23 protein-coding genes are annotated in these 26,771 nt (G+C 34.6%); 19 read left to right on the top strand and 4 right to left on the bottom strand.

From position 1 onward, the window contains the following. Window positions 1-23 precede the first annotated feature (23 nt). Together AC4BB7_RS16195 and AC4BB7_RS16190 are read left to right on the top strand one after the other, a co-directional pair. Window positions 24-1,532: a phosphohexomutase domain-containing protein gene (locus AC4BB7_RS16195; RefSeq protein WP_490483721.1), complete on the top strand. Its 1,509-nt coding sequence runs from the start codon at window positions 24-26 to the stop codon at window positions 1,530-1,532. A 118-nt stretch (window positions 1,533-1,650) separates the two neighbouring features. Beyond that, window positions 1,651-2,181, top strand: coding sequence for a DUF5067 domain-containing protein (locus tag AC4BB7_RS16190; protein ID WP_490483720.1), 531 nt, complete (start codon window positions 1,651-1,653; stop codon window positions 2,179-2,181). 114 nt (window positions 2,182-2,295) lie between these two features. On the opposite strand, the gene AC4BB7_RS16185 is transcribed toward AC4BB7_RS16190, so the two are convergent. From AC4BB7_RS16185 to AC4BB7_RS16175, 3 genes are all read right to left on the bottom strand, one after another. Further along, window positions 2,296-3,156 (bottom strand): RluA family pseudouridine synthase, encoded by an 861-nt coding sequence (locus AC4BB7_RS16185; RefSeq protein ID WP_490483719.1) that lies wholly within the window; start codon window positions 3,154-3,156, stop codon window positions 2,296-2,298. A gap of 32 nt (window positions 3,157-3,188) precedes the next feature. Beyond that, a complete protein-coding gene (locus tag AC4BB7_RS16180; RefSeq protein ID WP_490483718.1) occupies window positions 3,189-3,923 on the bottom strand; it encodes a methyltransferase domain-containing protein in 735 nt (244 codons plus the stop codon). A gap of 340 nt (window positions 3,924-4,263) precedes the next feature. Continuing rightward, window positions 4,264-5,220 (bottom strand): endo-beta-N-acetylglucosaminidase, encoded by a 957-nt coding sequence (locus tag AC4BB7_RS16175; RefSeq protein ID WP_490483717.1) that lies wholly within the window; start codon window positions 5,218-5,220, stop codon window positions 4,264-4,266. Window positions 5,221-5,740: 520 nt separating this feature from the next. Between AC4BB7_RS16175 and AC4BB7_RS16170 the strand changes: the two genes are divergently transcribed. The 3 genes from AC4BB7_RS16170 to AC4BB7_RS16160 all read left to right on the top strand — a co-directional run bounded on the left by AC4BB7_RS16170 (window position 5,741) and on the right by AC4BB7_RS16160 (window position 10,099). Further along, entirely contained in the window at window positions 5,741-7,903 is a 2,163-nt protein-coding gene (locus tag AC4BB7_RS16170) for a PBP1A family penicillin-binding protein (protein ID WP_490483716.1), read from the top strand. Between the two features lie 68 nt (window positions 7,904-7,971). Continuing rightward, entirely contained in the window at window positions 7,972-8,313 is a 342-nt protein-coding gene (locus tag AC4BB7_RS16165) for a YlbF/YmcA family competence regulator (RefSeq protein ID WP_069654996.1), read from the top strand. A 280-nt stretch (window positions 8,314-8,593) separates the two neighbouring features. After that, window positions 8,594-10,099: a helix-turn-helix domain-containing protein gene (locus AC4BB7_RS16160; protein WP_139844059.1), complete on the top strand. Its 1,506-nt coding sequence runs from the start codon at window positions 8,594-8,596 to the stop codon at window positions 10,097-10,099. A gap of 27 nt (window positions 10,100-10,126) precedes the next feature. Here the strand turns inward: AC4BB7_RS16160 and AC4BB7_RS16155 are convergent, their stop codons facing one another. After that, a complete protein-coding gene (locus tag AC4BB7_RS16155) occupies window positions 10,127-11,635 on the bottom strand; it encodes a helix-turn-helix domain-containing protein (protein ID WP_490483715.1) in 1,509 nt (502 codons plus the stop codon). Window positions 11,636-11,874: 239 nt separating this feature from the next. Between AC4BB7_RS16155 and AC4BB7_RS16150 the strand changes: the two genes are divergently transcribed. From AC4BB7_RS16150 to AC4BB7_RS16085, 14 genes are all read left to right on the top strand, one after another. Then, window positions 11,875-12,465 (top strand): winged helix-turn-helix domain-containing protein, encoded by a 591-nt coding sequence (locus AC4BB7_RS16150; RefSeq protein WP_170923012.1) that lies wholly within the window; start codon window positions 11,875-11,877, stop codon window positions 12,463-12,465. Between the two features lie 78 nt (window positions 12,466-12,543). Further along, on the top strand, window positions 12,544-13,206 hold the full coding sequence (locus tag AC4BB7_RS16145; protein WP_490483714.1) for a hypothetical protein: 663 nt from the start codon (window positions 12,544-12,546) through the stop codon (window positions 13,204-13,206). A 29-nt stretch (window positions 13,207-13,235) separates the two neighbouring features. Continuing rightward, entirely contained in the window at window positions 13,236-14,345 is a 1,110-nt protein-coding gene (locus AC4BB7_RS16140; RefSeq protein WP_490483713.1) for a DUF3324 domain-containing protein, read from the top strand. A 10-nt stretch (window positions 14,346-14,355) separates the two neighbouring features. Further along, complete coding sequence (locus AC4BB7_RS16135; RefSeq protein WP_375179514.1) at window positions 14,356-14,694, top strand: EF2685/EF0750 family sortase-dependent surface protein; 339 nt, start codon at window positions 14,356-14,358, stop codon at window positions 14,692-14,694. Between the two features lie 4 nt (window positions 14,695-14,698). After that, the gene (locus AC4BB7_RS16130; RefSeq protein ID WP_375179513.1) at window positions 14,699-14,923 is read left to right on the top strand and encodes a hypothetical protein; all 225 of its coding nucleotides are present in this window, start codon (window positions 14,699-14,701) and stop codon (window positions 14,921-14,923) included. 95 nt (window positions 14,924-15,018) lie between these two features. Then, entirely contained in the window at window positions 15,019-15,834 is an 816-nt protein-coding gene (locus tag AC4BB7_RS16125; protein WP_490483712.1) for a hypothetical protein, read from the top strand. A gap of 167 nt (window positions 15,835-16,001) precedes the next feature. Then, window positions 16,002-16,547: a hypothetical protein gene (locus tag AC4BB7_RS16120; RefSeq protein WP_490483711.1), complete on the top strand. Its 546-nt coding sequence runs from the start codon at window positions 16,002-16,004 to the stop codon at window positions 16,545-16,547. 22 nt (window positions 16,548-16,569) lie between these two features. Next, complete coding sequence (locus tag AC4BB7_RS16115) at window positions 16,570-17,097, top strand: hypothetical protein (RefSeq protein ID WP_490483710.1); 528 nt, start codon at window positions 16,570-16,572, stop codon at window positions 17,095-17,097. Between the two features lie 122 nt (window positions 17,098-17,219). Then, window positions 17,220-19,652, top strand: a complete 2,433-nt coding sequence (locus AC4BB7_RS16110) for a hypothetical protein (protein ID WP_490483709.1) — start codon at window positions 17,220-17,222, stop codon at window positions 19,650-19,652. A gap of 401 nt (window positions 19,653-20,053) precedes the next feature. Further along, complete coding sequence (locus AC4BB7_RS16105; protein ID WP_086314455.1) at window positions 20,054-20,659, top strand: CDP-alcohol phosphatidyltransferase family protein; 606 nt, start codon at window positions 20,054-20,056, stop codon at window positions 20,657-20,659. A 21-nt stretch (window positions 20,660-20,680) separates the two neighbouring features. Next, window positions 20,681-21,550 carry a phosphatidylserine decarboxylase gene (locus tag AC4BB7_RS16100; RefSeq protein WP_490483708.1) on the top strand — a complete coding sequence of 290 codons (870 nt, stop codon included), beginning with the start codon at window positions 20,681-20,683 and terminating at the stop codon, window positions 21,548-21,550. After that, window positions 21,543-22,673, top strand: coding sequence for a metallophosphoesterase (locus AC4BB7_RS16095; RefSeq protein ID WP_490483707.1), 1,131 nt, complete (start codon window positions 21,543-21,545; stop codon window positions 22,671-22,673). Before AC4BB7_RS16100 ends, AC4BB7_RS16095 begins: the two co-directional genes overlap by 8 nt. A 170-nt stretch (window positions 22,674-22,843) precedes the next feature. Continuing rightward, on the top strand, window positions 22,844-24,076 hold the full coding sequence (locus AC4BB7_RS16090; protein WP_490483706.1) for a metallophosphoesterase family protein: 1,233 nt from the start codon (window positions 22,844-22,846) through the stop codon (window positions 24,074-24,076). Next, the gene (locus AC4BB7_RS16085) at window positions 24,073-26,769 is read left to right on the top strand and encodes an ATP-binding protein (RefSeq protein WP_490483705.1); all 2,697 of its coding nucleotides are present in this window, start codon (window positions 24,073-24,075) and stop codon (window positions 26,767-26,769) included. The genes AC4BB7_RS16090 and AC4BB7_RS16085 overlap by 4 nt, the downstream gene beginning before the upstream one ends. Window positions 26,770-26,771: the final 2 nt, after the last annotated feature.

Here is a 26,771-nt window from a genome sequence, read left to right as displayed (position 1 = left end):
AAAATGAAGGGAGATTTGGTTACATGGATTTGAAAGCGTTACAAAACGGGTCAGATATAAGAGGGATAGCAGTAGATCATGAGGAGAAAATCGCGAACTTAACCCCAGCGCAAGTCGGGGAAATTGCAGTAGGAATGGTTCATTGGCTTCGTGATGAGAAAAACTTAGCTGAAAAACATCAATCGGGAACATTAACAATCGGTATCGGTCATGATAGTCGTATATCAGCAGATAGCTTAAAACAAGCGTTAATCGACAGTTTCGTTGAGCAAAATGTCAAAGTGTTAGATTTTGGTTTAGCGACAACGCCAGCCATGTTTATGGCTACTCAATTTCCGCAATATGATTGTGATGCAGCAATTATGATTACAGCGAGTCATTTGCCTTATTATTTTAATGGATTGAAGTTATTCACGAAATCTGGCGGATCAGAAAAAGCGGATATTGCCTATATTTTAGAACACGCAGACAAACCTGCACTTGTTGCAAAAGGTTCTGTAACCAAAACTTCGATTTTAGATGATTATTCCGCTGATTTAACGAATAAAATTCGTAAAGGCATGAAAACAACAGAAGCAAAACCTTTATCTGGTTTTCATATTATAGTGGATGCGGGAAACGGCGCTGGCGGTTTCTTTGCTGAAAAAGTCCTAGCCAAACTTGGAGCGGATATCACAGGTTCACAATTTTTAGAACCTGACGGCATGTTCCCAAATCATATTCCAAATCCAGATAATAAAGAAGCCATGACAAGCATACAGCAAGCAGTCTTGAAAAACAAAGCTGATCTAGGTGTGATTTTTGATACAGATGTGGATCGTTCTGCCGTTGTAGATGCATCTGGCGAAGTGATCAACCGAAATAATCTGATTGCTGTTTTAGCGACAATCGTTTTGGCTGAATATTCAGGTAGCAGCATTGTGACAAACTCACCAACTTCAAGTCATTTAAAAGAGTTTATCGAATCCCTTGGCGGTAAACAAGTGCGCTATATTTCTGGTTATCGTAATGTAATCAATAAAATGATCGAACTCAATGCTGAAGGAATCGATACACAATTAGCAATTGAAACAAGCGGACATGCAGCTTTTAAAGAAAACTACTATTTAGATGATGGTGCCTACGTTATTGCTAAAATCCTGATGCTGTTACCTAAATTAAAAAAAGATGGTTCTACGCTAGGGGAGTTGATCAGTTCATTAAAACAACCCGCAGAAACCCAAGAATTACGGTTTGAAATCTTGGACAGTCATGTTCGTGATTATGGTGAACAAGTGATTCGAGATTTAAGTGGTTTTGTTACAAGTCAACGAGGGATGAAAATCGATCCTGAAAATCATGAAGGAATTCGAGTCAATGTTTATGATGAGTATGGCAGTGGGTGGTTTTTACTGCGGATGAGTTTGCATGAACCATTGTTGGTTTTACAAGTTGAAAATGATCAAGCTGGGATGAATCGAAAGGTTTTAGAAGACTTAACTGGTTTCTTTGAAGGGTATAAACAGTTGGATTTGACGAAATTAACAAGATAGTTGTCGCTGGAAAAGAAGCATGCTACCTATTTGCGCTTATGACTTTCTTAAGGTGTTCTAGTTCTTTCCTGTTTAATTTGATACAATTTAATTTAAAATATCAAAAAGGAGTGAGAACATGAACCACTTGAAAAAAATAAGTTTGTTTGGACTTCTGAGTGTATTTTCACTGATAGTTGTTGCATGTGGTATATCTACTAGTGAAGTTGGAAGTGGTCAGGGAAGAAAAGACAAAATGCCTCTGATAAATGAAAAAACGGGTGAATCTATTACGAGCATCTCGGGTAACCTTGGAGAGTATGAAGTAACGATTTACGATGACTACGAAGTTCTGGAGTATTACGATGACTCATATATTATCGCAGTTACCTATGACTTTACAAATAATAGTGAAGAAAACACTACTTTCGTATCTGCAGTATCGGATAAAGCCTTTCAAAATGGTATTAGAATAAAACGAGCACGTTTAATCGACTTGCTAGAACCAACTAAATTTAATGGAGCGAGTACAGAAATACAACCAGGAGCTACAATTACAATCCGTGAGGCATATAAATTAAGAGATACGACTTCACCAGTTACGATCGAAATTGGACAATCTATAGTCTTTGGAAAACCTGAAATAAGCAAAGAGTTTAAATTGCAATAATAAAACAGTGGTGAAAAAACAACGACTAGATGGTGCACAATATAAGGTACTTTTGTGTTACCCATAAGTAAAAAGCTAGGAGAGAACAATAAAGTTCTCTCCTAGCTTTTTAACTTACCATAGACTTGGTTCAGCAATTGCCACAATTGTCTCTCCAGTAAATGGATGGACTAGGTGCATTTCATAAGCATGAAGCATCAAACGCCCAACAGGATTTGGATGGTACAACGGATCACCAATGATCGGATGCCCAATACTTGTTAAATGTACGCGAATCTGATGGGTTCTTCCAGTTTCCAGAACGCAATAAACAGTTGTTTGATTTGATTGTTTCACATAAGAATCAACGTCAACATGAGTCACAGCTATATCTCCACGTCGTTCATCAACCACACGTTTTCGGCGATCATGCCGATCACGCCCGATTTTTTTTCGAATGGTCAAAGATTCTTTTAGATTACCTGAAACCACCGCTTGATAACGTCGATAGATTTGTTTGCTTTCCAGTAATCGTCCTAAAATCGGTAAAACGAAAGGATTTTTAGCAAATAGTATTGCGCCGCTAGTTTCTTTATCCAGTCGATGAACCACATATGGAATTTGTTTTTTTGGTGCCAAATAAGCAGCTAAATGATTAAGGAGCGTATCATGTTCATCAGGCTGGTTAGGATGAGTTTTCATCCCGATTGGTTTATTTAAAATAATTATGTGTTCATCTTCGAATAAGACCTCAATGTTAAGCTTGTTTCCTAAAAGAATCGTTGGTGTTGGATAATCTTCTGGTTCAAACTGTAAAGTAACAATATCGCCACTTTTTACAGGGAAATGAAACAAGGCTGACTCACCATTGATTGAAACGTTTTTTCGAGTGCGTAAAAAGTGTCGTACTTTGCGAGGAACAAGCCATTCTTGTTCAAGTAATTCTCGAACGGTTTGCTCTTTAAAATTTTTCGGTAATTGGATGGATAATTCCATTTGTTTTCCACCTTTATTGTAGTTTAACTAATTTATATTTTTTGAAAAATCAAGTGATTAAAAAAGGCTAAAGGAATAAATTCAACTCTGTTACAGACTTGTAGTTCTAGCTTCAACATATTTTCATACCAATTTTTTGTGTATTTTATCTGATTATTTTGGCTTAAAGCATAGAAATTTCTAATTCCCATGACCTCAACCAACTTCATTGAGCTGGGTGCTAGCCACTGAGCTAATTCTTCTTGGGTATAATAGTTGATTTTTCCGAAGCTTGTTTGAGTAGGAAGGCCATCTAGTTTTTTCAATACTAGTTCAGGATCATCATTGAAGACAGCGTCATTGACAAGGTGTCCTAGTTTTTGATGTTTAATGATTGATATTTTTCCAGTAGGTGTTAAAAATTTAGATAGACTTAAAATAACTTCTTCTTGATTTTCAATATAATCAAGTACATTATGGCATAAAATTAAATCAAAGGATAATTTGCAATCAGTTAAGAAGCGAATGAAATCTGTAAAATCCATATGTAGTTGTTGATAATTCTGGTCTTGGTAGGCATATTCAAGAATATCTCTATCAGGTTCATAAGCGTATACTGTATGATATTTAGCGTAATAGTTAGCTGTTTTGCCAAGACCGCTACCAAAATCAAGTATCTTTAAATTAGTCTTTGTATGCTCTTTTAGTTGGGAAAATACAATATCATAAAATAATTTCCCCCAAGGTGTTTGATCGACCATGTTAAAATAATTTTTTGCATTATTCATGTTTATCTCCTTTACTTTTAAGTTTATCAAAAAAGTAAAATCCGTCAACGTGAATGAGGAGGATGTAATAGAGCAAGTTTCGGAAAGAGAAAATTTCGCTTCAGTCATTAAGTACATTTATAAAGTAGCTTGTTAATATCAGATGTAATAATTTAAAGCAAAAAAATACCCACTCTTTGGGGAAGAGTGGGAAAGGAGTTAAAAATGAAAAAGTGTTTTGTTAGGGTTGTTTGTTGGTATACATATATAATACAAACCAAATATGAATTTTTTGTGTATTAAGTTATCTGAAACTGTAAAACTTTTCTAAAGTGTTTAAGTTTCACACAAAATTTGTTAACTAGTTACCATTCATGGTATTGATCAAGCGTTTTGTCCAGTTAAAATCGGTTTTGGTGATTGTATCATCGCCAAATTGTTTCCCGTCTCGATCAATTGCGTAAACAAACATTCCGCCTTTTTGACCATCTTTTGGATTCCATTTCGCATAAGCGTAAGCTCGGCTTGTTTGATAAGGTTCCACTGTATCATTCCAACGATTATGATCTTGTTCTTCTGGGAAAGAAATTCCAGGAAGGAACTGTTGTGGTGTGATCGACGTTTTATACGTATTCCACGTAGTGTCTAAAGAAGCAGCAGAGCGACCGTAAGCTTGGACGAATAGGTAATCAAAGTAAGAAGCTGTTTTTTTGAATAAAGAATGATTATCTTTATTTGTATCATAAATCAATAACTTTCCAGTATTGGAATTTGGGCCTAATTTTTTAGACAAGGCTTTGAAAGTCCCAACAGCCATTTCTTCTTGTTTAGCAGTCAAACTAGATTCCATGTCAACATCCAACCCATCTAAATTCCATGGTGTCAGATAAGTATCGATCAATTGTTGAGCGTATTTGTCATATTCCGCCGCCGTTGGTGTCGTACCTACATGTGGGACATTCCACACTTCTCTAATATCGATCGTGCGAATCACGCGGGTTCCTCTTGCGTGTAAAGTAGGCACATAAGTATTTTTCAATGTATCCCAAAATTTCTGTTGATCAGTCCCTGGATTTACATAATGGAAAACAGAAACAATATCTACACCTTCTGGAATATCTGTCATAGCTGTAACATTTTGATCAGGCAAGGTTGAATTTGCATCGTGAGGCATGGTAACATCTCGCCAAGTGCGATAATAAGCCATCATGATAGGATCTTTTTGATTGACTTGCGCTGCATTAGATTGATTCGGCAATAGGCTAAAACTTAGTAAAAAGAAAATCGGAATAAGTAAAAAAGTGAACTTCTTAGACATAAAAACACTCCTCTTTCGTTTTTTTGTAAAGCGTTTACATTTCGAAAAAAGTGTAGCACAAAAAAATCTAGAATAACAATTAGAGTGCTTTTTATTGGCCATCTAGGTATAAGTTTCATTGTTTTCCATTTTGCTTGAAAATTTTCTCAAAAAAAGAGACCCACTCTTTGGGGAAGAGTGGGAAAAAGGAGTTAAAAAATGAAAAAGTGTTTTGTTAGGGTTGTTTGTTGGTATACTTGTATAATAAAGGAGAAATATGAATTTTTTATGATCAAAGTTATGCTAATTTAGCACTTTTTTTTAACGAAAGTAAGAATATGTACTTCTAAACGCTATTTTAACAAGCGAAATCATCGATTTCTTGATGGATTCTTAAACTTTTCTACATAAAAATAAAAGAAAAGCATGGTAAAATAAGCAAAACAAAATCTATGTACAATATTCATGCTAAAGCCGTATGAATAAAAGCTATGATCTATGTTAAAATGGCTTAGAAACTTTTATATTAAGAGGGAGCACTATGGACTTTAAGACAATTATGGGAAAAATAAAATCTGGTTTTCAAAGCTTCTGGGCTTGGATCAAACCATACCTTGTTCGTTTTCACCATTGGCGGAAGCGAATTTGGAAAAAATATCAAATCAATAAAATTATTTTGCTTTTAGGGATGGTCGTGGTTTTAGTGGCCAGTATTTACTTATTTACACTAGCTAAATCAGCAAATGTAGGAGCACTAAAAAAAGGGCTGGAAGAATCTACTGTTATTTATGATAAAAATGGTGATGAAGCAGGAAAATTATTTGGTCAAAAAGGAACGTTTGTTACTATTGATCAAATTTCGCCTTATGTTAAAGATGCATTGATCTCAACGGAAGATCGAAACTTTGAAAAACATCATGGATACGATATTAAAGGACTTTTACGGGCGGTTGTCGGAAAACTAAGTTTAGGCATGATCGGTGGCGGTGGTGGAGGTAGTACGATTACACAACAACTAGCCAAAAATGCCTACCTTACACAAGAACAAACAATGACTCGTAAAGCAAGAGAGTTATTCTTAGCAATCGAAATCGAGAAAAAATATGATAAATCGCAGATTCTAGAAATGTACCTGAATAATTCATACTTTGGTAATGGTGTTTGGGGAATCGAAGATGCCTCGCATAAATATTTTGCTGTGAGTGCGAGTGAACTTTCAGTCGGTCAAGCAGCGACCTTAGTTGGTATGTTGAAAGGACCAGGTATTTATAATCCAATCGACTATGTTGAAAATGCCGTGAATCGCCGTAATACAGTTTTACAGTTGATGGTAGATAATGGCAAATTATCTCAAGGTGAAGCCGATGCTCAAGCAAATATTGACATGGGCAGTATGCTGATTGACAATTATTCTGATCAAAATTCAGATTACAGATATCCATATTACTTCGATGCGGTCATCGATGAAGCGGTCAATAAGTATGGCTTAAAAGAAGAGGATCTTTTGAATAAAGGCTACAAAATTTATACAGCATTAGATCAAAATTATCAAAAGGCGATGGAACAAACCTATGCCAATGATGCATTATTTCCACCAAATGCCGAAGATGGCGCAATGGTTCAAAGTGGTTCCGTTGCACTTGATCCAAAAACTGGTGGTGTCCAAGGTGTTGTAGGTGGTCGTGGAGAACACGTATACCGTGGCTTTAACTTTGCGACTCAAACTAAACGTTCTCCAGGATCATCCTTGAAACCTATTTCGGTGTATACACCAGCATTAGAATCTGGAATGAAACCAAATAGTATTTTAGAAGACAAACCGCAAGATTACTATCCTGCTGAAAACTATAGTCGGACGAATAGCGGTGAAGTAACGATGTATCAAGCATTAGGTGAAAGTTTGAATTTACCTGCTGTTTGGACATTGCATAAAATTGGATTGGATAAAGGTTTTGAGAAGACTGAAAAATTCGGTATTCCGTTAGCCAAAGAAGATAAATATTACGGTTTAGCACTTGGTGGTTTGAAAACAGGGGTTTCTCCGTTGACGATGGCGAATGCTTACAGTGCGTTTGCTAATGGCGGTGTCCAATCAGAGGCACATTTAATCACAAAAATCGTTGATTCAACAGGAGCAGTTATTGAAGATAACACGAATGCCAAAACGAAACAAATCATCACAAAAGATACTGCGGATCAAATGACAAGTATGCTCTTAGGTGTCTTTAGCTCAGGAACTGGGATGAATGCTGATCCAGCAGGATATGTTATGGCTGGGAAAACTGGAACGACAGAAACAAATTTTGATACAGATAAAACCAATGACCAATGGGTTGTCGGCTACACACCGGATGTGGTGGTTGCAACGTGGTTAGGCTTTGAACAAACAAGTGAAAGTCATTATCTACAAGGGAGCAGTGCTACACATGCTTCCACCGTTTTCAGCAGCCAAACGCAAGGGATTTTACCTTATACAGCGCAAACACCATTTACCATAGCTGATGCTTATGCAACAGGTGGTGTTGTACAGCCGGCAGGCGAAGTGCCAACGAATGAAAACAACGATGCTTGGAAAGAAAGTGTCAAAGATATCGGTGGCCAAGTGAAAGAAGGTGCCAAAGATATCGGTGGAAAACTTAAAGAAGGCTGGGACAATGCTAAAAATGGTTTGAAAGACTTCTTCGGTGGTTTGACAGGACAATAATCGGTTTGAAAACGAATCAAAGAATGGTACAATCAAATAGAAGAATTTATAGAAATGAGGGAGATTGAATGAGTAATATTTATGATACAGCCAATCAAGTAGAACGCGAAATCCGTGAAATGGAAGAATTTAAAGCGTTAGAACAAGCATACGCAGATGTAAAAGCAGACGAAGAAGCGTACAAATTATTTAAAGAATTCCAAACCTTCCAACAAGGATTACAAGAAAAACAAATGCGCGGTGAAGAATTTTCAGAAGAAGATGCAGAGAAAGCTCAAGCACTAGCAACGGAAGTTCAAAAAGCAGAAGTCATCAACCAATTGATGCAAAAAGAACAAGCTTTCAGCTTGATCGTAAATGATTTGAATCGCATTATCATGACACCGATTCGCGATTTGTATAACGATTAATTAAAAAGACGTTAAAGTATTAAGTGGATTGAATCCATATATTACTTTAACGTTTTTTTATCAAATAAAATGTAGTAAATCCCACTTCTATGCGGGATTATTTTTTTTTGTTCAAAAAAATAGTATTTTTTGAAAAAAATAAAGATATAAAATAGATTATTATTACGAAAGATTTCAAAAATATCTTCGGGTGGTGATAAATGAGAAATGGAAAATGAATTTAAATGTATATCATTAAGATATAGATAAAATTTTAAAAAAGCGAGGTGAAAAAAATAAGTTGAGATTATTTTTAGATGAAATCTATGATAGAAGGTTAAAAGTATTGAGCTACATCAATAATAGCAAAGAACCAAAGAGTGTTAAAGAAATAGCGGAAGCGACAAATTTGGCTAAAAGAACGGTATCGATGTTTATCCGACAATTTGAGCAAGAGTTAGATGTTTCTGAAAAAGTGTTTAAAATTCATTATGTCAACCAGACAATCAATAGTGTATCTATTAACAATCTGGACCTAAACAGCATTGGAAGTAATTATTTATTGAACTCTACAATTTATAAAATAATCAAGCATATTTTTTTATTTGATAAATTAGATGTCGCTAAATTTTGCGAAGCAGAATTCATAAGCGCTGCAACATTTTCTAGACACAGAAAAAAATTACGTGAAATTTTATTAAGATGTGGGCTAGATTTATCCAGGGAGAATAGTTTCATAGGAGATGAGTTTAGAATAAGAAATTTCTTTTTTCTTTTTTTCTTCAACGCATCTAATACATGGGAATTTGATAAACAAGAATACATGGAAACATACACTTATTTCTCAAAGAATTTATCAGGTTGGGAACAACTAGATAGTATCAAACAACTAAAAATCATTCTTCTTGTGTACATCAGTTTAATTCGTTCGAAACATAAAAATTATGCTGAAAATCAAACACTAATAGAGTTATCAAAAAAAAGAGCTACGCATCAAACATTTACCCTTCTATTCAATTATTTTTCAGCAACTAAAAATAAAACGACAGAGCAGGTTTGGGGAGAGACTAGTGCAACAGCATTTTATATTTATAAAGATGACATACTATCAGAGCCTATTGAAATAGAAAGCTACGAAGAGTATTTTTCCATGTATTATTTTCCGTTTATCGATTTTAGTAAGGAAGTTACGAATCAAATCATCAACACTTTTTTTGCTGAATCTGATAATAAGGAATTGTATTTGAACGTTAGAAAAGAAATTGATCGTTTTTATTTAGTACGCAACATCTCTTTCATTGATTATCGAATTTTTTACTATGTTTATGATGAAGAACAGTTTTATTATGCGGATACACTTGAAACAGAAATGAAAGAGAAACTACTCTCTATTTGCCAACAACTAGGCGTATCTGAACAATATGATTTTCAAAAATATGAAACACAAGAAGTATTGCTGGATTATTTGTATCTGATTGTTTATACACTGCAGATCAGGTTTAATTCAGTGGAATATATACCTGTTCAAATCTTTATTCAGAACACAAAACTGTTTATTACGGATATTTTAATCCAGAAGGTGTCATTATTTTTTGGCGATCGTGTTCGATTTGTAGAAACTCTATCTCCTTCAGTCGATCTTATCATTACAGATATAAAAGTAATCGACGAAAAGAACCAAGTTGAGCAAGTATATGTATCAACATTTTCAGATCTCTCAGATATGTCCTATTTGTTTGAGCAAATACAAAAAAAGCTTCTGGAAAAATATAGCCAAAGAAAAATGTACTTACAAAACGATAAATAATATACCAATACAAGAATAAAAGATGGCTCAGTAAAGTAATTGGCTGATGGATTTGAGCAGTTTATGCCATTCATCTTGATCATAGGGATATTCAAAATAGAAAACGATAGCTTGTTCATTTTCTGACTTTGTATGTTCATAGGAATCTGAAATAATAATATCCGCTTCTTCCATATTATAGGTAAATGTAATAGCAGATTTGGAAAAAAAATTACTTAATCTATTTTTTATTAAATCATACCCGTAAATCGTTTTTGAATACTGAATAAGAATCTTTAATTTTTTTTGATGACTGGAGCTGTTATAAACAAACCATAGGATTTTTGCAAGATATTCTACTAATGAAGATGATTTTGAAATCATAGGGAAAAGGTCAAAACTTAATTTTTCATATGCAAATTGAATAAACTCTTCTTTTTTTGAATCAAATAGATCAATGGAAGGGTCACAAAAAGGGAACTTCTCATTTTCTATTTGTGAAAAAGGAACATTTATGCCAAAAAATTGAATATAAAGCAAATTGAAAATAAGTTGATAATAACTTAAAACAAAGTTTTCTTCAGATAATATAAGACAATTTTCAGCTATAAAATCATTCAAGATTGTTGTTGCAAAGGTAGTAAGTGGTAAGCCTGAATGTATCAAATTATTCACAATAAGAAATTTGTCTTCTATAGAATCGATATTTGCAATATAAAAACGGGTTAAAAAGCCAAAATAGTATTCTTCAGCTTGAATTACATCATCGGGTACTTGATTTTTATGTAGAGCTTCTTTTATAGAATCAGGAAAAGAAACAGGAGAGATTTCTTCAAAAATAGTTAAATAATCTAAAAATTCTTTCGATAACGAAACGAATTCCTTTCTATATAAAATCTGCCAATAAGTGTAGGTTTGAAAGTAAGATAATCTCATCTTTTGAGAAGGTGAGAGTAAATTGGATTTAATAGGGAAAGGAAGTTCACAAAAATTCTTTGGTGCATGGTAAAAAGGCCAGTGAATTCCTTTATAAATAGTCCAATAGATGTAAAACATAGTCATGCGCACATTTTTTTCATCACCAACAACATTAGTACGATTTCTTTTTGCTGGAAATTCGATACTGAGATTGAAGGGCTCAAAAGAATCATTCATCTTGTTTAGTATTTTATAAGTATGTGAAAGACTAAGATTTACTTCTTGTGCTAAAGCTTCCACACTAGCGTAACTACCATAGAATAAGGCATCGGATAAATGGTATTGTTGAGAAATTTTTAAGTAATAAAGGCTCATCAGATCAATTACATAGCTTGTGCAAAGCGATTTATCAATATAAATAGAAAGGTAACCATTTTTTTTTGATAATATTACTAGATTTTTTTCAAATACTAAAGATAAATTATCTGCGAGTTGCTTTTGAATACGATAAACATTATGAAGTGAGATGTTAAACGAATCCATGATTTCTTGGTTCGTTACACCATTTTTATTCCGTAATAATTGTTTTAATAATTCAAATTCTTGTCGCGCTGTCCGTTTCATTAATAGAGTCTGCATCCATAGACCTCCAGTAGTTAAGATGACAGGGGGTTCCAACATCTTATTTCGATAAGCTCATTATACGATGATGTTTCTGAAAAAAACAGGGTAGTTTATTAAGTTATAATAAAAAAGAAATAAAGTTAGGAGAAAAAATGTTTAATATCGGAATTATACAATTTAAAGAAAGTTATATAACTAAAAAATACGAAAAATATTTAAGTCATAAATACGAGCTGGTGTCATCAGAGGATACTATGTCTAATTTAAATAAGTTACAGGCTATCGTAGCTTTTGAAAATGAAATAAGTGATGTAACAAAATTGTGCGAAATGATTTTGGCAGTGAGGGAACAATCAGATTGTTACATTTTCATTGTTTCTACCAATCCCAATGATACAGGGAAAATGATCTACTTACGTTTAGGAGTAGACTTTGTTTTTACTGAGAATCACCATGAGTTAGAAGAAATTTTATTGGTTATGAATAATACATTTAGCAGAAATCGAAAAGAAGTTATCAGAGTAAGTAATGAGGACAAAAAAGAAATGAAGTCTTCAAAACTATTTTTGATTCATAGTAATTTTAGCGTATTAATAGAAGGAGTTAGAGAAGTAGCGTTAACAAGGTTAGAATTCCAAACACTAAACTTGCTTGCTGAAAAACCTAAGGTAGCCTTCTCGTATGAAGAAATTTATCGAGAACTTTACCAAGAAAAGCTAGAAGGGAATCGAACATATAGAGTAGCGAATATTATTTTTCATTTAAGAAAAAAAATTGAAGTATCAACGAACAGACCAATGTATATCAAAACAGTTCGTTCCAAAGGTTATATGTTGGATATTTAAAGCTTAAAAGGAAGTAAAATGAATCTGCTTTTATGCAAAAACAGATGAAATCAAAAGGAATGGTGGTTAGGTATCGTTATGCAAGGGTTCAAAGAGAACTTTCGTAAATATAAACTGTATTACATCAGTGAAGGAGTATTTTTAATCAGTTGGCTGATTTACTTTGTATTATTTTTTCAACTGTATCAAGAAGCGTCATTTTATGTAGATCAGGGAGCTAAGTATATCATTCAGTTATTGTTTCTTGTGGAATATTATTTTAATAGCCTATTCATATATTTCATAATGAGTTTCCTATTATTGGTAGCTAATCTTTACAGCATTCTACTTTATTCCATCAAGATGAAGCAAGAAAAGAAAAAAATACAGTTTAAGTTTTCTATGCAAGTCTTCATGGGACTATACATTCTTTGTGCAGGTGCTTTATTACTAACAAAACTATGGGTCCTCTTCTTGTTGTTGATTATTCTTGCGGTAACGATTGTTTATATTACTTATGCTATGACGAAAAATCAAAAAGATAATGACACGGTCTATGAAGAAAATGAAGTCGTGAAACAGTTGGGATCTTTCTCAACAGCTGAAGAAGCACAGAGCCGTGTACAGGAATTTGCTACTCATTGGCAAGAGGAATTTCAAGAGAATGGATATACGTTAGGTAGCGATATTTATAATGAGAAAGAGAATGAATATACTGTTGATATTTACGTAAAGTCAATTGAAAAAGATGAAGTAAGATAAAGATTAATTAAGTGAGGGGTATTTTTGCTTTGAAAAAGAATATATATGTATTAATACTGGGATGTGCGCTTGTGATAGCTTCGTTCGTTACCCCATTGACTGCTTTTGCAAAGAAGGGAAACAAATCGGAATCTGAGTTGCTGGGGTATGCAGTAAAGGCAGTACTTCCAAGTACGCAGCTTGATACCAGTAAAAGTTATTTTTACGTACAAACAATACCTGGAGAAGAGCAAACACTAGAAATAAAAGTGAAAAGTACTCGCCCAGAGCCAGTGAAGTTAAAAGTAACAATCGAAGATGCTATGACAGCAGATAATGGAGAGATTGGCTATAGAAGTCCTAACGATAAATCAGTGATTTTTGATGAAACATTAAAAGAACCGGTAAGTTCCATGCTCAGTATAGAAAATTCTGAACTAACAGTTGCTAATTTTGAAGAAAAGGCAGTTCGCTTAAAAGTAAAACCTACAAAAGAACATTATAAAGGAGTGAAAATAGGATCGGTTTCTATAAATCTAGCAGAAGAGGAAGGCAAAGGAGGTGTTAAGACAGGGTTTGGCTATGAGATAGGCGTGATTTTTTCTGAGACCGGAGAAGAATTTAACAATTCAGAAGTTTTAGAATTAAAAAGTGTAGAACCAAAATTGTATTACGGAAAAAAAACAGTCTTAGTTAATCTACAGAACCCAGAGCCTAAAGTGCTAGAGAATTTAACAATTAGTGCAAGTGTTAAAGATAAAAAAACGAGTAACACTATCAAAGAGAAAAAAGTTCAAGGATATAGGATGGCTCCAAACAGTAATCTTAATTTTTCAATGGATTGGGGAATTGCAGCATTACCTTCAGGGATTTATATTCTTGAAATGGATGTAAAAAATGAATTTAATAATTGGTCTTTCAAAAAGGAATTTCAAATTACTAATAAACAGGCGAATGAAATAAATTCTCAGAGTCCTTTTGCAGTAATTACACCTTTGATTGTTCAAATAGCCTCTGGTATTTTAGGTATTTTAACTATCATAATCATTGTGCTTCAGATATCTAGAAAAAGGAAATGGGAAAAACGTTGGGGGAAACTAAAACTTTCTAGAAAGAAAAAAAGAAGAAGGAACAAGCGGAAAGTAATTGGAGAAAAGTAGGTGAGAGCGAATGAAAAGACTGATAAAGATTCTCGTGTTTATAGGTTTGTTTGTAGGTATTGTAATGGTTTCACAGGTAATAGCTCTAGCAGATAATGGCATAACTGATAATGATTTGAAATCAGAAGTAGGGATTGAATTTAAAAAAGAAAGTCGTGACCCATTCAAACCAATACCGCCAATTTATGATCCTCCGATTCGTCCTATTGAAAAGCCAAGAGGACAATTACCCCGTACGGGAGAGTTGCTGACATCGTTTATCATTTTATTAATTGGGATATCTATTTTAATTGTGTTTGTAGGAGTTGCTAATTTGCAACGAGTTTATTATATAGAATTATTGGAGTGAGAGAATGAAAGAATACTTATGGGTTTATATACTAGGTGCAATTGCAATGATTTCTTTTCTATGGTTTGTCATAACACTTTCCAGAGATATCTTTTTAGTGAAAAAATTAAAGGTAAAGAAAATGAATTTTATCCTGAATTTTTCGCTAATGTTAGTTTCATTGACAAGTGTAGGTCTGATTATATATCTATTTGCGTTGCTTAAAGAACAAATAAAAGTGTTAAGTTAATGAATAAAATAAAAAAATGAACAATTTAAGACAGTAACTGTCGCCGATCTATGAACTATTTATCTTTAGCACACAAATAGAAGGGTGATTTAAAAATGAAAAAAATGATTTTTGCGGCGTTGTTAGTATCAACCGCTACTTTAGGATTAGCTGGAAAAGCACATGCAGCAGATGATGTATACGAAGATAAAATTGTAACAAAAGAAGCAAAAACAGATGTAGGCATCCAATTCCAGTCAGATGGACCTATTTCTCAAGAAGATGGACCTTTTGCTGATCACTTGGCGATCGTTTTCAAACCAGTAACATTTAATTTCGGTAAGGACGTAACAGCTACAGTAAATGACGTCACATATAAACAAGAAAGACCTGCCACAGTAGCAGGGGAAGAATTTAAAACTCAACAAAGTTTAGTTGTTAATGATGACAGAAAAGAGGTACCAAACGTAGCACCTGGTACAGCATGGACTGTTAAAGCTAAATATTCTGGTTTGACATCAATTGATGCGAATAATGTAACGACCAACTTAGCATCTACAATCAAATTAGATCTAGATGCTGTTAATACTTATCACATTGGTGATAAGAGAGATCCTAAGACTAATGATATTATTCCTAATGACCCATCTGAAGTTGAAGCGGCATTCTCACCGATGGATAAAGCGGATCAAGATATGTATGTTATTGGTGGAGTAATTGGTTCTACTGCCAGTCAAACTGTGGCGTTAAATGAAAACGAAGAGACTGTGATTTTAGCGAGACAAACAGATGATAAGTCTAAAACTGGTGGTGTTGCTACCAAAATTAACAATGTTACATTAAATATTGTTGATGCTAAAGGTAAAAATGCAGCGGGTAAAGCGTTTAATGGTTCTGTTACTTGGAAATTAAGCGATACTTACCAACCATAATACAGGAATTAAAAAAGAAAGTTTACTCGAATAAACAAAATAGATAAATAGTAAAATAGATCAGGTAGAGAGTTATTGTCTTAAATTGTTCATTTTTTCAAACTGATGGTGACGAACATAGGTCTACGTCAGTTTGTTTTTTATTTAATAGGTTAGGAGCGTGTGAAATGGGAAGGGAAAAGAAACTCTATATAGTAATAGTAGGATTATTGTTCTTGATTTTTAATGTACCCATAGATGAAGTCTTGGCAGAAGTAAGAAGTACAAAAATTATTTATTATAACGGTAAAAATATCGTAGATCCTGACAATCCTCTTGAGCCGGATTATGTAATTACCGTGCCGGCTGATTTAAGTTTTACTGAAGAAGAACGACGAATCGATGCGAGTGTTTCGATGAATAACCTGAAAGGTCAACGTTACTCAGGGGTGAAAAAAGCAAGAGTTACTGTTGAATCAAAAAACAATTATGCTTTGGAACACACAGATAATTTTAAAAGAATTAGTTATACGTTATTAAAATATGATACTTCTGGCAAGGGAATTCTACTCCATAATACTACGCCTACTGGTGGGGACAAATCAGAAATTGGTGAGTTTAGTAAGGATAATACAATGGTTAAATCAGAAGCTATCTTAGGTGTAACCACCATTGCTCAAAAAAATATTGGAATATATTCAGATGTCCTGACTTATGTTGTTGAAAACTTATAAAGAATAATTGGAGATCAAGCATATGAAACAAAATAAGATTAATAAGAAACGAAAAACGAAAAAAAATATTGCTAAATTGAAGTATCAGATCATTGGTGGTAGTTTTGGTTTAGTTCTCTGTATTGTTGCGATTTTATTTTTCTTCATTTCTCAAAGATCAGAAGAATCTTATGCAATTGATGGTGATGCAGTAAGCTATGAGGCTGCGATCAAAAAGCCTGATGGGATTGCAGCGAACGCTATTACATTTCCGGCATATGCTGACACAACAATAAAGAAAAATGCGGAAGTTTTTCCAGTAGTACTAGTCAATCCTGAGTTTAATAAAGCATATATTCAATTTATCGTAACTATTGATGATAAGAAGGTTCCTCTGTTAACTACAGGTCTAATTGAACCTGGTAAAGCAATTATCGGAGTGACTTTACCAAAAGATTTAAAAGAAGGAGATCATAAGATCCATTTAGAAATGTTAGGGTATTCTAAAAGTAAAGAGCCTACGAGATTATCAGGTTCAAAAACTTCGTTCACGTTAACAATTGTTGAGTAGGACCATTTTATAGGCTGCTATAGTCAGGATGCTTGCATTTCTTTGATAAATAGAAAGAATTGATAAAAGAAGCATTCTCTATAAGAAGATCGTTACGATGAAATAAGAGGAGGAGTTGGAGTATGATAAAACGGTTTAGGCATAAACGAAAAGGTAGCATACTATTTTTTCTATTTGTCATGATACTTTTTATAAATTTAAACGGTAAAACTTTCTATGCTGAGCAAAAAGAAGTTCCAAATCCAGAAGTGAGCTTAGCTTTAGTAGAAGAGAACAAAGCAGTAACTATTGATGTGAAACAAGCGATTGATTCAGAAAAATTAAAGAAGAGCTCAAAAGATTTAGTCATATCAATGAACATTGAGGAATACAAAGTATCGGATAGTCAAAAGTTATTAGATACTTTACAAGTAAAAAGTAAAAATGGTACAGATTATTCAGCGGATGAGAGAATAGAAAAGAAAGCCCCAAAAGATAATCAATTTATATTGAAGGTACCTAAGGAACTCGTAGAAGAACTTGCACAAGAAGAAAGTACAAGTGTTAGTTTATCATTGAAAGAAGAAGTAACAGATAAGACAGCCGGGAATTTAACGGCTAAGTTAACGAATAACTTTAATTCTGAAACTGTGAGTAAAAAGGTGGAACTAAGAGCTGAACCGCCTATTCCTGAAAATATGACAGATCGCTTACGTACGTATAAAAATCTGACTACTGTAAATCCGGATGGTTCTTTTATTTCTGGGAAACCTCTTCCAGATATGAAAGGGAAAGATCTAGCTTTTCTGAAATATCGAGGGGTGACTGGAAGCGAGTATATAAGAAGGGTGATAAAAGTTAATGGAGGTACACCAAACTGGGAAAGACAACCTGGTAGTTCGGCTATAGTTTACCAATTCAATGTACCAGCATTGGCAGGGGCCGATCATGGAATTGTTGAAATGTCGAATGTAGGAGTGTATAAAGGTCGTGAATTGACAGCTCAATTAGTGATTCCAGTAAGTAGAGAAATGACGACAATTCTTAGAGAAGCTGGAAACGCAATAGAGGTAGCTTCATTTAAGACAGGTGTTGACTCTTCTAAGGAATTTAAAGTAAATATTCTCTATTCAGATACAAAGGAGCCTATAGAGAAGGATGCAATAGTTATTATTCCATTCCGTTATTCATTATATTGGTCTAGTGGAGCAACTGTGTTTGCCAATCAGCGAGATATAACGAATTTAGTTATAGGAGAGAATTTTTGGTCGAACGGATGGACAAACCCAGATTATGGTTTCTACACGATAGATCCATTAGATCCAGATGGATTTAGTATGGGGTTTACATCGAATCCTAATGGAGGGAATGATTATAGATATAATATTATTTATAGTGGCACGGAAAATATATATGTTGGAAAGCGGATACCATCTTTTGCTACAAGTCTTACTATGTTCGCAAGTTATGAGAAGATGCTGATAGAACGTGGATTTGTACCAACAAGTATTCAAGGAACTAAACAAAAAACAATGAAAATAGCTGGAACATTGCTTCAAATGGTGCCGGAACAACCTGCAGCTTCCTTATATAAAGAGATGTCTATTTACTTTAAAGTAGAAGGCTTAGCAAGAAAATTGACAAGGGCTGATTTAAAATTAAGGAATAATGATACCGGACAAGATTATACGAATCATCCAAGTTTAGTTGGTCAAGAGTTAGAATATGATGAAGCTACCAAAACCTATAAGTTAACATTTCCAAAGACGTTTACCCAGGGAGTTATTACGTCAACATCTGGGGATATTAACTTAGCAATTGATTTTGAAGGTCCGGCAATAAGCGATTCATCCGTCATGGCTTATTATAAAGGGAATGAAGACCCTTCAACGCCTTCGTTCCAATTCCCAATTGAAACTTGGAATTCAGATACCCTAGTAAGTACGAATGAAAGTGTCCATGGTTATACAGAAATAGAAATGCAAGCTCCTACTGGAACACCAGCAGTGGGGCAAACCGTAGCTTATAAATCGACTTCAGATGCAATAAAAGATACTGCGCGCTTTTTCAAAGATGACGTAAAAAGTATGTTAGACTTTGATGAAGTGGAAGTGTTGTTTGCAGAAAATTATACGTTTGACACACTAGGTTTTCAATTACCTTTTAATTTTTTATTGAAGAGTAAAGTTACAGGTGTTGTAAGTCAACCAATCCAAGTGAAGATAGATGTCATAGAGAATCCGATGGCTTTTGTTACGGTCCCAGATGAAATTAAGTTGAATAAGACAAATCAGCTTGTAGCAGGAGAAGGTAAAATTGCATATACAGGTCCATATAATGTTAATATTGATGTAGAGACCGAACCTACTGTTAAATTAAAAAGCTTGAAAGAGCAGGTTAGTACAAATTTGAATGTGTTCAAAAAAGATGATACTTTATTGAAAGCAGGGGAAATATTAACTACCTTAAATCAAGCAAATACTGAATATATGTTTAAATTAAAGGCAAATGCAAAAGATTTTACTAAAGTAGATATATATGAAGGGCTATTGAATTTCAATTTTACTGTTAAGTAAAAAATAGAGTAAATTGAGTAACTAAACGAATAATGATGAATGATAAATTAGTTGAAAAACCTAGAGGAAAACGCCTCTAGGTTTTTTCCTCTAGAGTGTGAAATAGTATTCAGATATAACGCTTATTAGATAGAATTTCTGGCTCTTTACCAAGGAAGATGGAGCGGAGTCACTTTTAAAGGGGGAATCAGGGAATGCTTTTTGGAGATAAAAGTAAAAAGTGAAAAAAAACCATCTAACTCAATTAGTAAAAAATAACGAAATGATTATTGGATAGTCGTTTTTTTAGTCGTTTTCATGCGGTCAATAAAAAAATACAAAATCTCCGAAAATCCTCCCCAATGACTCTCTTTTAATGATATAGTAATACTAAATGAAAAAAGAATTGGGGAACAAAAAGTATGATTGGTATTTATGATTACACAGTTATCCTAACTTATGGAAATGCAATATTTTCAATAGTTGGAATGTATTTAGCACTTACACAACACATCGTTGAAGCTATTTTTTGTTTAGTACTCTCAGGTATTTGTGATATGTTTGATGGATTTGTCGCAAATATGAAAGAACGTACCAAAAGTGAGATGTGCTATGGTATTCAGATCGATTCACTTGCTGATTTGATTAGTTTTGGGGTTTTCCCAACTGTTTTAGGGTATGCATCAGGTTTGACCCAAGGAATTTATTTGCCATTATTCGTCTTTTATATTTTAGCAGCTTTGATTCGGTTAGCGCACTACAATGTGACGGAAATGGAGAGAAAAGAGCATTGCGACACGTGTCGTGAATATTATGAAGGATTGCCTGTTACGAGTAGTGCTGCCTTGATTCCATTGTTATTTTTCATTACAGGACGCTTGCATATCGCCTTTACATTAATCTATCCAGCTGCGTTATTGATCATTGGTTTTTTATTTATCTCGAAAGTCAAAATCAAAAAAGTCGATCCTAGAAAATTAGCTTTTGGAGCATTTGTAGGAGCGGTCGTCGCATTTTTTGTTCGTTAAATTTTTCAAAGGGGTAACTACATGGAGCAGCAGTTTAAAACAAAGGCTATCACTGAAAATGATAGTGGATCATTACGTTTTTTATATAAAAATTCGATTGGACGATTTATTTTAAAAGGGCTTATTCAACCACCGGTGACAAAAGTTGCGGGAGCTTATTTAAATAGCTCGTTTTCAAAAAGGATGATCCCTCGTTTCATCAAGCAAAACAATCTTCAAATGGACGAATATGAGCCTATGACGTATCGTTCATTCAACCATTTTTTTATGCGGGAAATCAAACCGAAAGCACGCTTATTATCACAAGATGAGCTCTCTTTGGGAGCGCCTTGTGATGGCAAAATCACGGTGTATCCAATCAATAAAAAACAAACGTTTAAAGTAAAAAATTCAGAATATGATCTTGCAGAATTACTTGATAGCACAAGCCTTGCAGAAGAATGGCAAGGAGGATGTGCTGTTATTTTTCGTTTGACTCCTGATGATTATCATCATTATTATTTCATTGATGAAGGAACCATTAGTCAGCATCAGAAAATAGCAGGTGTTTTTCACACTGTGCAGCCGATTGCAGTCCATAATGAGCCAGTCTTCTCTAGAAATGCAAGAGAGGTTACAGTTATTGAAACGAAAAATTTTGGAAAAATTGCTCAAATTGAAGTTGGTGCATTGATGGTCGGAAAAATCAAAAATGTAAAAGAGTCAGGGAACTGTCAGCGTTTTGAAAAAAAAGGTTGGTTTGAATTTGGTGGTTCAACAGTGATTTTATTATTTCAGAAAAACCAAGTAAGGATCGATCCAGAACTTTACTCTAACACTGAAAATAATCTTGAAACGATCGTGAAATTTGGCCAAGTTTTTGGGAGGAAAATGGGGGGAATGCATGAATAAGTTGGCATTTTTAGTTATTGGTGCATTATTCCTTCTAGGAAATTTTTATATCGGTAGAAAGTTTATTTTCATATTCGAACAATTTTCATTTTTTAAGTATCCATTGATTTTATGGGTGATTATTGGTCTATTGGCACTCACATCGCTGCTGACGATGTTATTATTTGATGTTAATGTGGGCGGATGGATTGGGAAAATTGGCAGTTATTGGCTGTCATTTTGGTTTGTATCATTAGTTATTTTTGGCTTGACTGATTTGACCTTGAAGATTACAGAGAAAATCACCTCAATTCAGTCAAAAACCTCCCTAAACGTGTGGCTAGGTTCAATGCTGCTGGTTGTTATTTTATTTTGTTATGGTTCGTGGCAAGCACAGCAAGTCAAAACAATTAATTATCGAGTAACGATCGATAAAACAGCAAACAATAAACTAAAAAAATTAAAAGCTGTACTGATCAGTGATTTGCATTTAGGCTATGTGAATGATGTGAAGAAGCTGGAAAAAATCGTGACGAAAATCAATCAAATGCATCCAGATATCGTTTTTATTTCGGGGGATTTGTTTGATGGGAATTATAAAGCATTACAGGATACATTAGGTATACAAAAACAATTCAAACGACTATCTTCCACTTATGGAACATACATGTGTTGGGGGAATCATGATGCTGGCGAAACCTTTGAAAAGATGAAGGCACTTGTTGAAGCATCAGATATTGTTTTACTAGAAGACGAGATGACGGTTGTTGGTGAAGAAATTTTAATAGTAGGTAGAAAAGACAGCCGACCGATCGGTTCGCAAGATGGTGATAGAAAAAATCTTAAAGAGCAATTTAAGAAAGTGGGCAATCAAATGCCAAAAATCATCTTAGATCATCAGCCATCAAACATAGATGAATATAATCAGGCTAATGAGTTGATCCTTTCAGGACATACGCATCAAGGGCAGATTTTTCCGTTTAGTTTAGTGACAAAAGCGTATTTCACTGTGGATTATGGATACTATCGTAAAAATGAACAGAGCCCGCAAGTTATTGTGTCTTCTGGTGTTAGTACATGGGGACCGCCAATGCGAATCGGTACTCAAAGTGAAATCGTTCAAATAGAGATTATAACAGAATAAGTATGAGCAAATAGAGGCTGGAATAAAACTCACAGAGTTGAATTTCGGGCTCTTTTATTTTATCTCTTCAAAAAAATGAAAAACGAACAAATTTTCGTATGTTTTTACTGACCGCTTCTAAATAAAATGATATGATTAAGGAAACGAATTAGGGCGAATAGGAGGATCTAATGAAAGTATTGCATACGGCAGATTTACATCTGGATCGGTCTTTTGAAGGCCTAAAGAATAGTTCAACGCAAATTTCTGAAAAATTACAGCAAGCCAATCATGAAGTCATTACAGCGATTGTTGATATAGCAATAAGGAATCAAGTGGATGCAGTTATTTTAGCTGGAGACACTTTTCATCAAAGCCGGACATCGATCCGAACACAAGCGTATTTTATCGATGAAATGAAACGTCTAGATCAAGCTAAAATCCCTGTGATCATGTCATTTGGCAATCATGATTATTATGTGGCAGAGCGCTATTGGTTCGACTTTCCTAAAAATATGTTTCTTTTTCAAAAAGAGCAAGTCGAAACACATTATTTTATGACGAAGAATCAAGAAAAGATAGCAGTTACAGGGTTTAGTTATGAACATCCTTGGATCAATGACGATAAACTATCAGCGTTCCCTACAAAAGATGCAGCAGCAGATTTACATATCGGAATTTATCATGGTGATACGACAAATAATGGTCAGCAGAATTACGCACCGTTTTCATTTAGTGAGATGAAAACCAAAGGCTATGACTATTGGGCCTTGGGGCATATACACCAGCCTCAGGTAGTTAGTGCAGATCCTTTGATTGTATATCCGGGGACACCGCAAGGACATACAAAAAAAGAACGGACTGTTCAAGGTGTCGCAATCGTTTCAATAGAATCAGGTCATGCGACGGTTCATTTCGAACCCGTAGCCAAAGTTACTTGGCAGGTGGAGAAATACTCATTGAGACAAGCTAAAAGCCTGCAGGAAGCGTTAAGTCTTCTTACGGAGCATCTTTTAAAAGAAGAAACGCGCGGCGGACAACTGATTTTAACGGAAATCAAGTTAACCGATACAGAACAACTAGGTGAGGAATTCCGAATATCCTATGAAAATGGTGAGCTACTTCACTATTTACAAACAACATTGCTACAACAGACAAATCACTCATTATTTTTATTCCAAGTAGAGGTGATGACGGATGATCTGGATAAAAAAGTAATGATCACTGCCGATCCTGAGTTGTTGAAGCAATTAGAACATAACTATTTACAACCGGAGATATTTTCAAATACGTTACAAGAACTAATACAAAATCCAGTATTTTCTTCGATTGTACAGATAAACGAAGAGTGGCGTGAGCGTAGTATTGAACAAGCAGATCAAAAAATCAAAGCAGATTTTGTTATTCAGGAGGATCAGCCATGAAACTCATTGCAATAGAGCTTGTTGGATTTGGTAAATGGCAACAGCATAAGATTGAGTTCTTACCAAAAAATCAATTATTTTTTGGGACAAATGAAGCTGGAAAGTCAACAATCTATCAATTTATTCAAGCGATGCTTTTTGGCTTTCCACCTAAGGGCAAGCGAAAAAAGGATTATCAACCGAAAAATGGTGCAGCATACGGCGGACGCTTGTGGTTTTCTCATCCAATTTATGGGGAAGTCCAAGTCGAACGTTTCAAAGGTCAAAATAAAGGACAAGCAAAAGTCTATTTTAATGATCAAATAGGTGATGAGTCAACGTTGGAGAAGATGCTCCATCCATTGACTAAAGAGTTATTTCAGTCAGTTTTCACCTTCCAGCAAGAACAACTTAGTCAGCTAGAAAAATTGTGTGAAGAAGAATTACAAACGTCGTTACTCTCTTTAGGTTTATCTGGAAGTCAGCAGTTGTTAGTTAGTCGAGAAGATTACTTCAAGCGCGCTCAGGTAGTTTACAAGGGCAAAGGAAGCCAACCGCCATTAAACCAAAAACTGAATGCGTATCAACTTTTACAGCAAAAAATCAATGAGAAAGAACAGCAGGAACGTCCTTTCCAACAATTGATCGCTGAACTAGCAGGTACAGAGCGATTGATAGCAGAAAAACGTCAAAAAGCGCAAGAATTGAAGACACAGTTGGCGCTGGTGGAAAAGCAAGTAATGAATTTACCTTTGTATGAAGAGCTACAATCTATTGAACATACAAAAACAGATACCGTCTTAACTCCTGACGAAAAAGAGACCTTACTTTCAATTTATCAGCAACATCGTTTTTTGAGTGAAGAACTGACACGGTTGAACCAAAATATTGCCGCACAAAGTGAGACAGAAGCGCAAACCGAGGATTACCAGTTTTACTTAAAAGAAGAAGGACATATACAGCAATTACTCAATCAACGTTATGAGATCGATAAATTGCTTTCAGAGATCAATTGGATGACCCAATCCTTACAACAAAATAAGCAAGAAATGCTTCCTTTAGAAAAACAGTGGGGATGGAACTCAAAGACACCACCGCAGTTGACTTTTGAAGAGCAAGCAGTCAATGAATTGCGAGATGAGATTGTCGCACGGACAGTCAAATTACAAACAACTCAAACTGATTTGAAGTTATTGGAAGAAGAAATTGCAACACGTGAAGAAAATTTAAGTACTTTTGAAACAATCAATAAAGAAATGTTCCGAAAGAATCATCGACAAACGAAAAAAACAGTCAATTTACTTTTTTGTGGTGTTGCAGGACTCTGCTTATTGTTGAGTTTCTTTTTACCAACGCCGCTTAGATATGGAACATTCTTATTGAGTGCAGGATTTTTGATTGCGGGGTTATTTCCATTATTTTATCAGCCAAAAGATACCTATGAAGGTGAAAAAAGGCAATGGCAGGAAAAATTATCTCAATTGGATTATTTGAATGATCAGCTATTAAAGATAAAAGCTGAAATCAAAAAAATCAATGAAGAAGAAAAAGAAATGTCTGAATATATTGCTCAAAAAGTGAAAGAAAACCATTTAGGTCGTATGGATCAAGTTGAGTTTTGGCTGACTCATCGCACAGATATTACCCGTTATTTGATTTTACTTAATACGAATCAAGAGCTGGAAAATCAGCTGAAGGAAGACCAGAAACGGATGACCAAGTTAGCTGAGCAGACGGAGCGATATACGGCACGATTGCCGATAGCTGGAACTTCACTGGGAGAGAGAATTCGTGTAATCAGTAATTTTGCTGATAAGATGGAAAAAGTTCGTTTTGCACAAGAGTACCAGGCAGACGCTTATACACGTCAAACAATTCGAGAGGTCAAAGAAAAGCAACAGCAAGTGACCGATCAAGCAAGACCATTGTTGCATCGTTTCCAGATTGCTTCTATAAATGAAATTCCAAATAAAATCAAAGGTTATCAAGAAGCTAATGCGAATTATAAGCGAAAACAAGAATTACAAAGGATGCTAGTAGGAGTATATCCGGAATCGAGTGATCCTAAACAACTGCCTTCCAGACAAATAGCGCTAACACAAACACTTGATGACGTAGAAGAAAGTATCCAACAATTGCAGGAGAAAGAACAGAAACTCCTATATCAGCGTCAACAAATGTTGGCGGATGGAACATTAGATGAACTTTATCAAAAACGTGCAGAACTTATGACTGAGATAGAGGAACTTGCTTTAAATTGGTCAGCTAATCAATTAGCGGGTCAAGTGTTGATGGATCTATTAACGGAATTATCTGAAAAGCAATTACCTAATTTGCTGAAAAAAGCAACGGATTATTTCAAACTTTTGACACGAAATACTTATCGAGCGATTCAATTACAGGAAGAGCAATTGATCGTAGTTCGTGAAGATCAACAGCGTTTTATGCTGCATGAGCTATCCACTGGGACAAGAGATCAAGTCATAATGGCAGTTCGGTTTGCTTTTCTTTATTTACAGGAACATCGCAGTTTATGCCCAATCATGATCGATGATGGTTGGCTGCATTACGATAGTCAAAGAAAAGAGCAATTAGCACAACTGTTTGCTGTTTTTTCCGAACATCAACAAGTCATCTGTTTTTCTTCCGATCAGGAAATGGTAAGCTATTATAAAGAGTTGAAACAACCGATTATAGAATTAGAAGGAGCATGAGT

The organism is Enterococcus sp. AAFC-DPL-5182, assembly GCF_058216605.1.
Note: the sequence above shows the minus strand (reverse complement) of the source record. Positions and strands in the feature narration are given on the sequence as shown.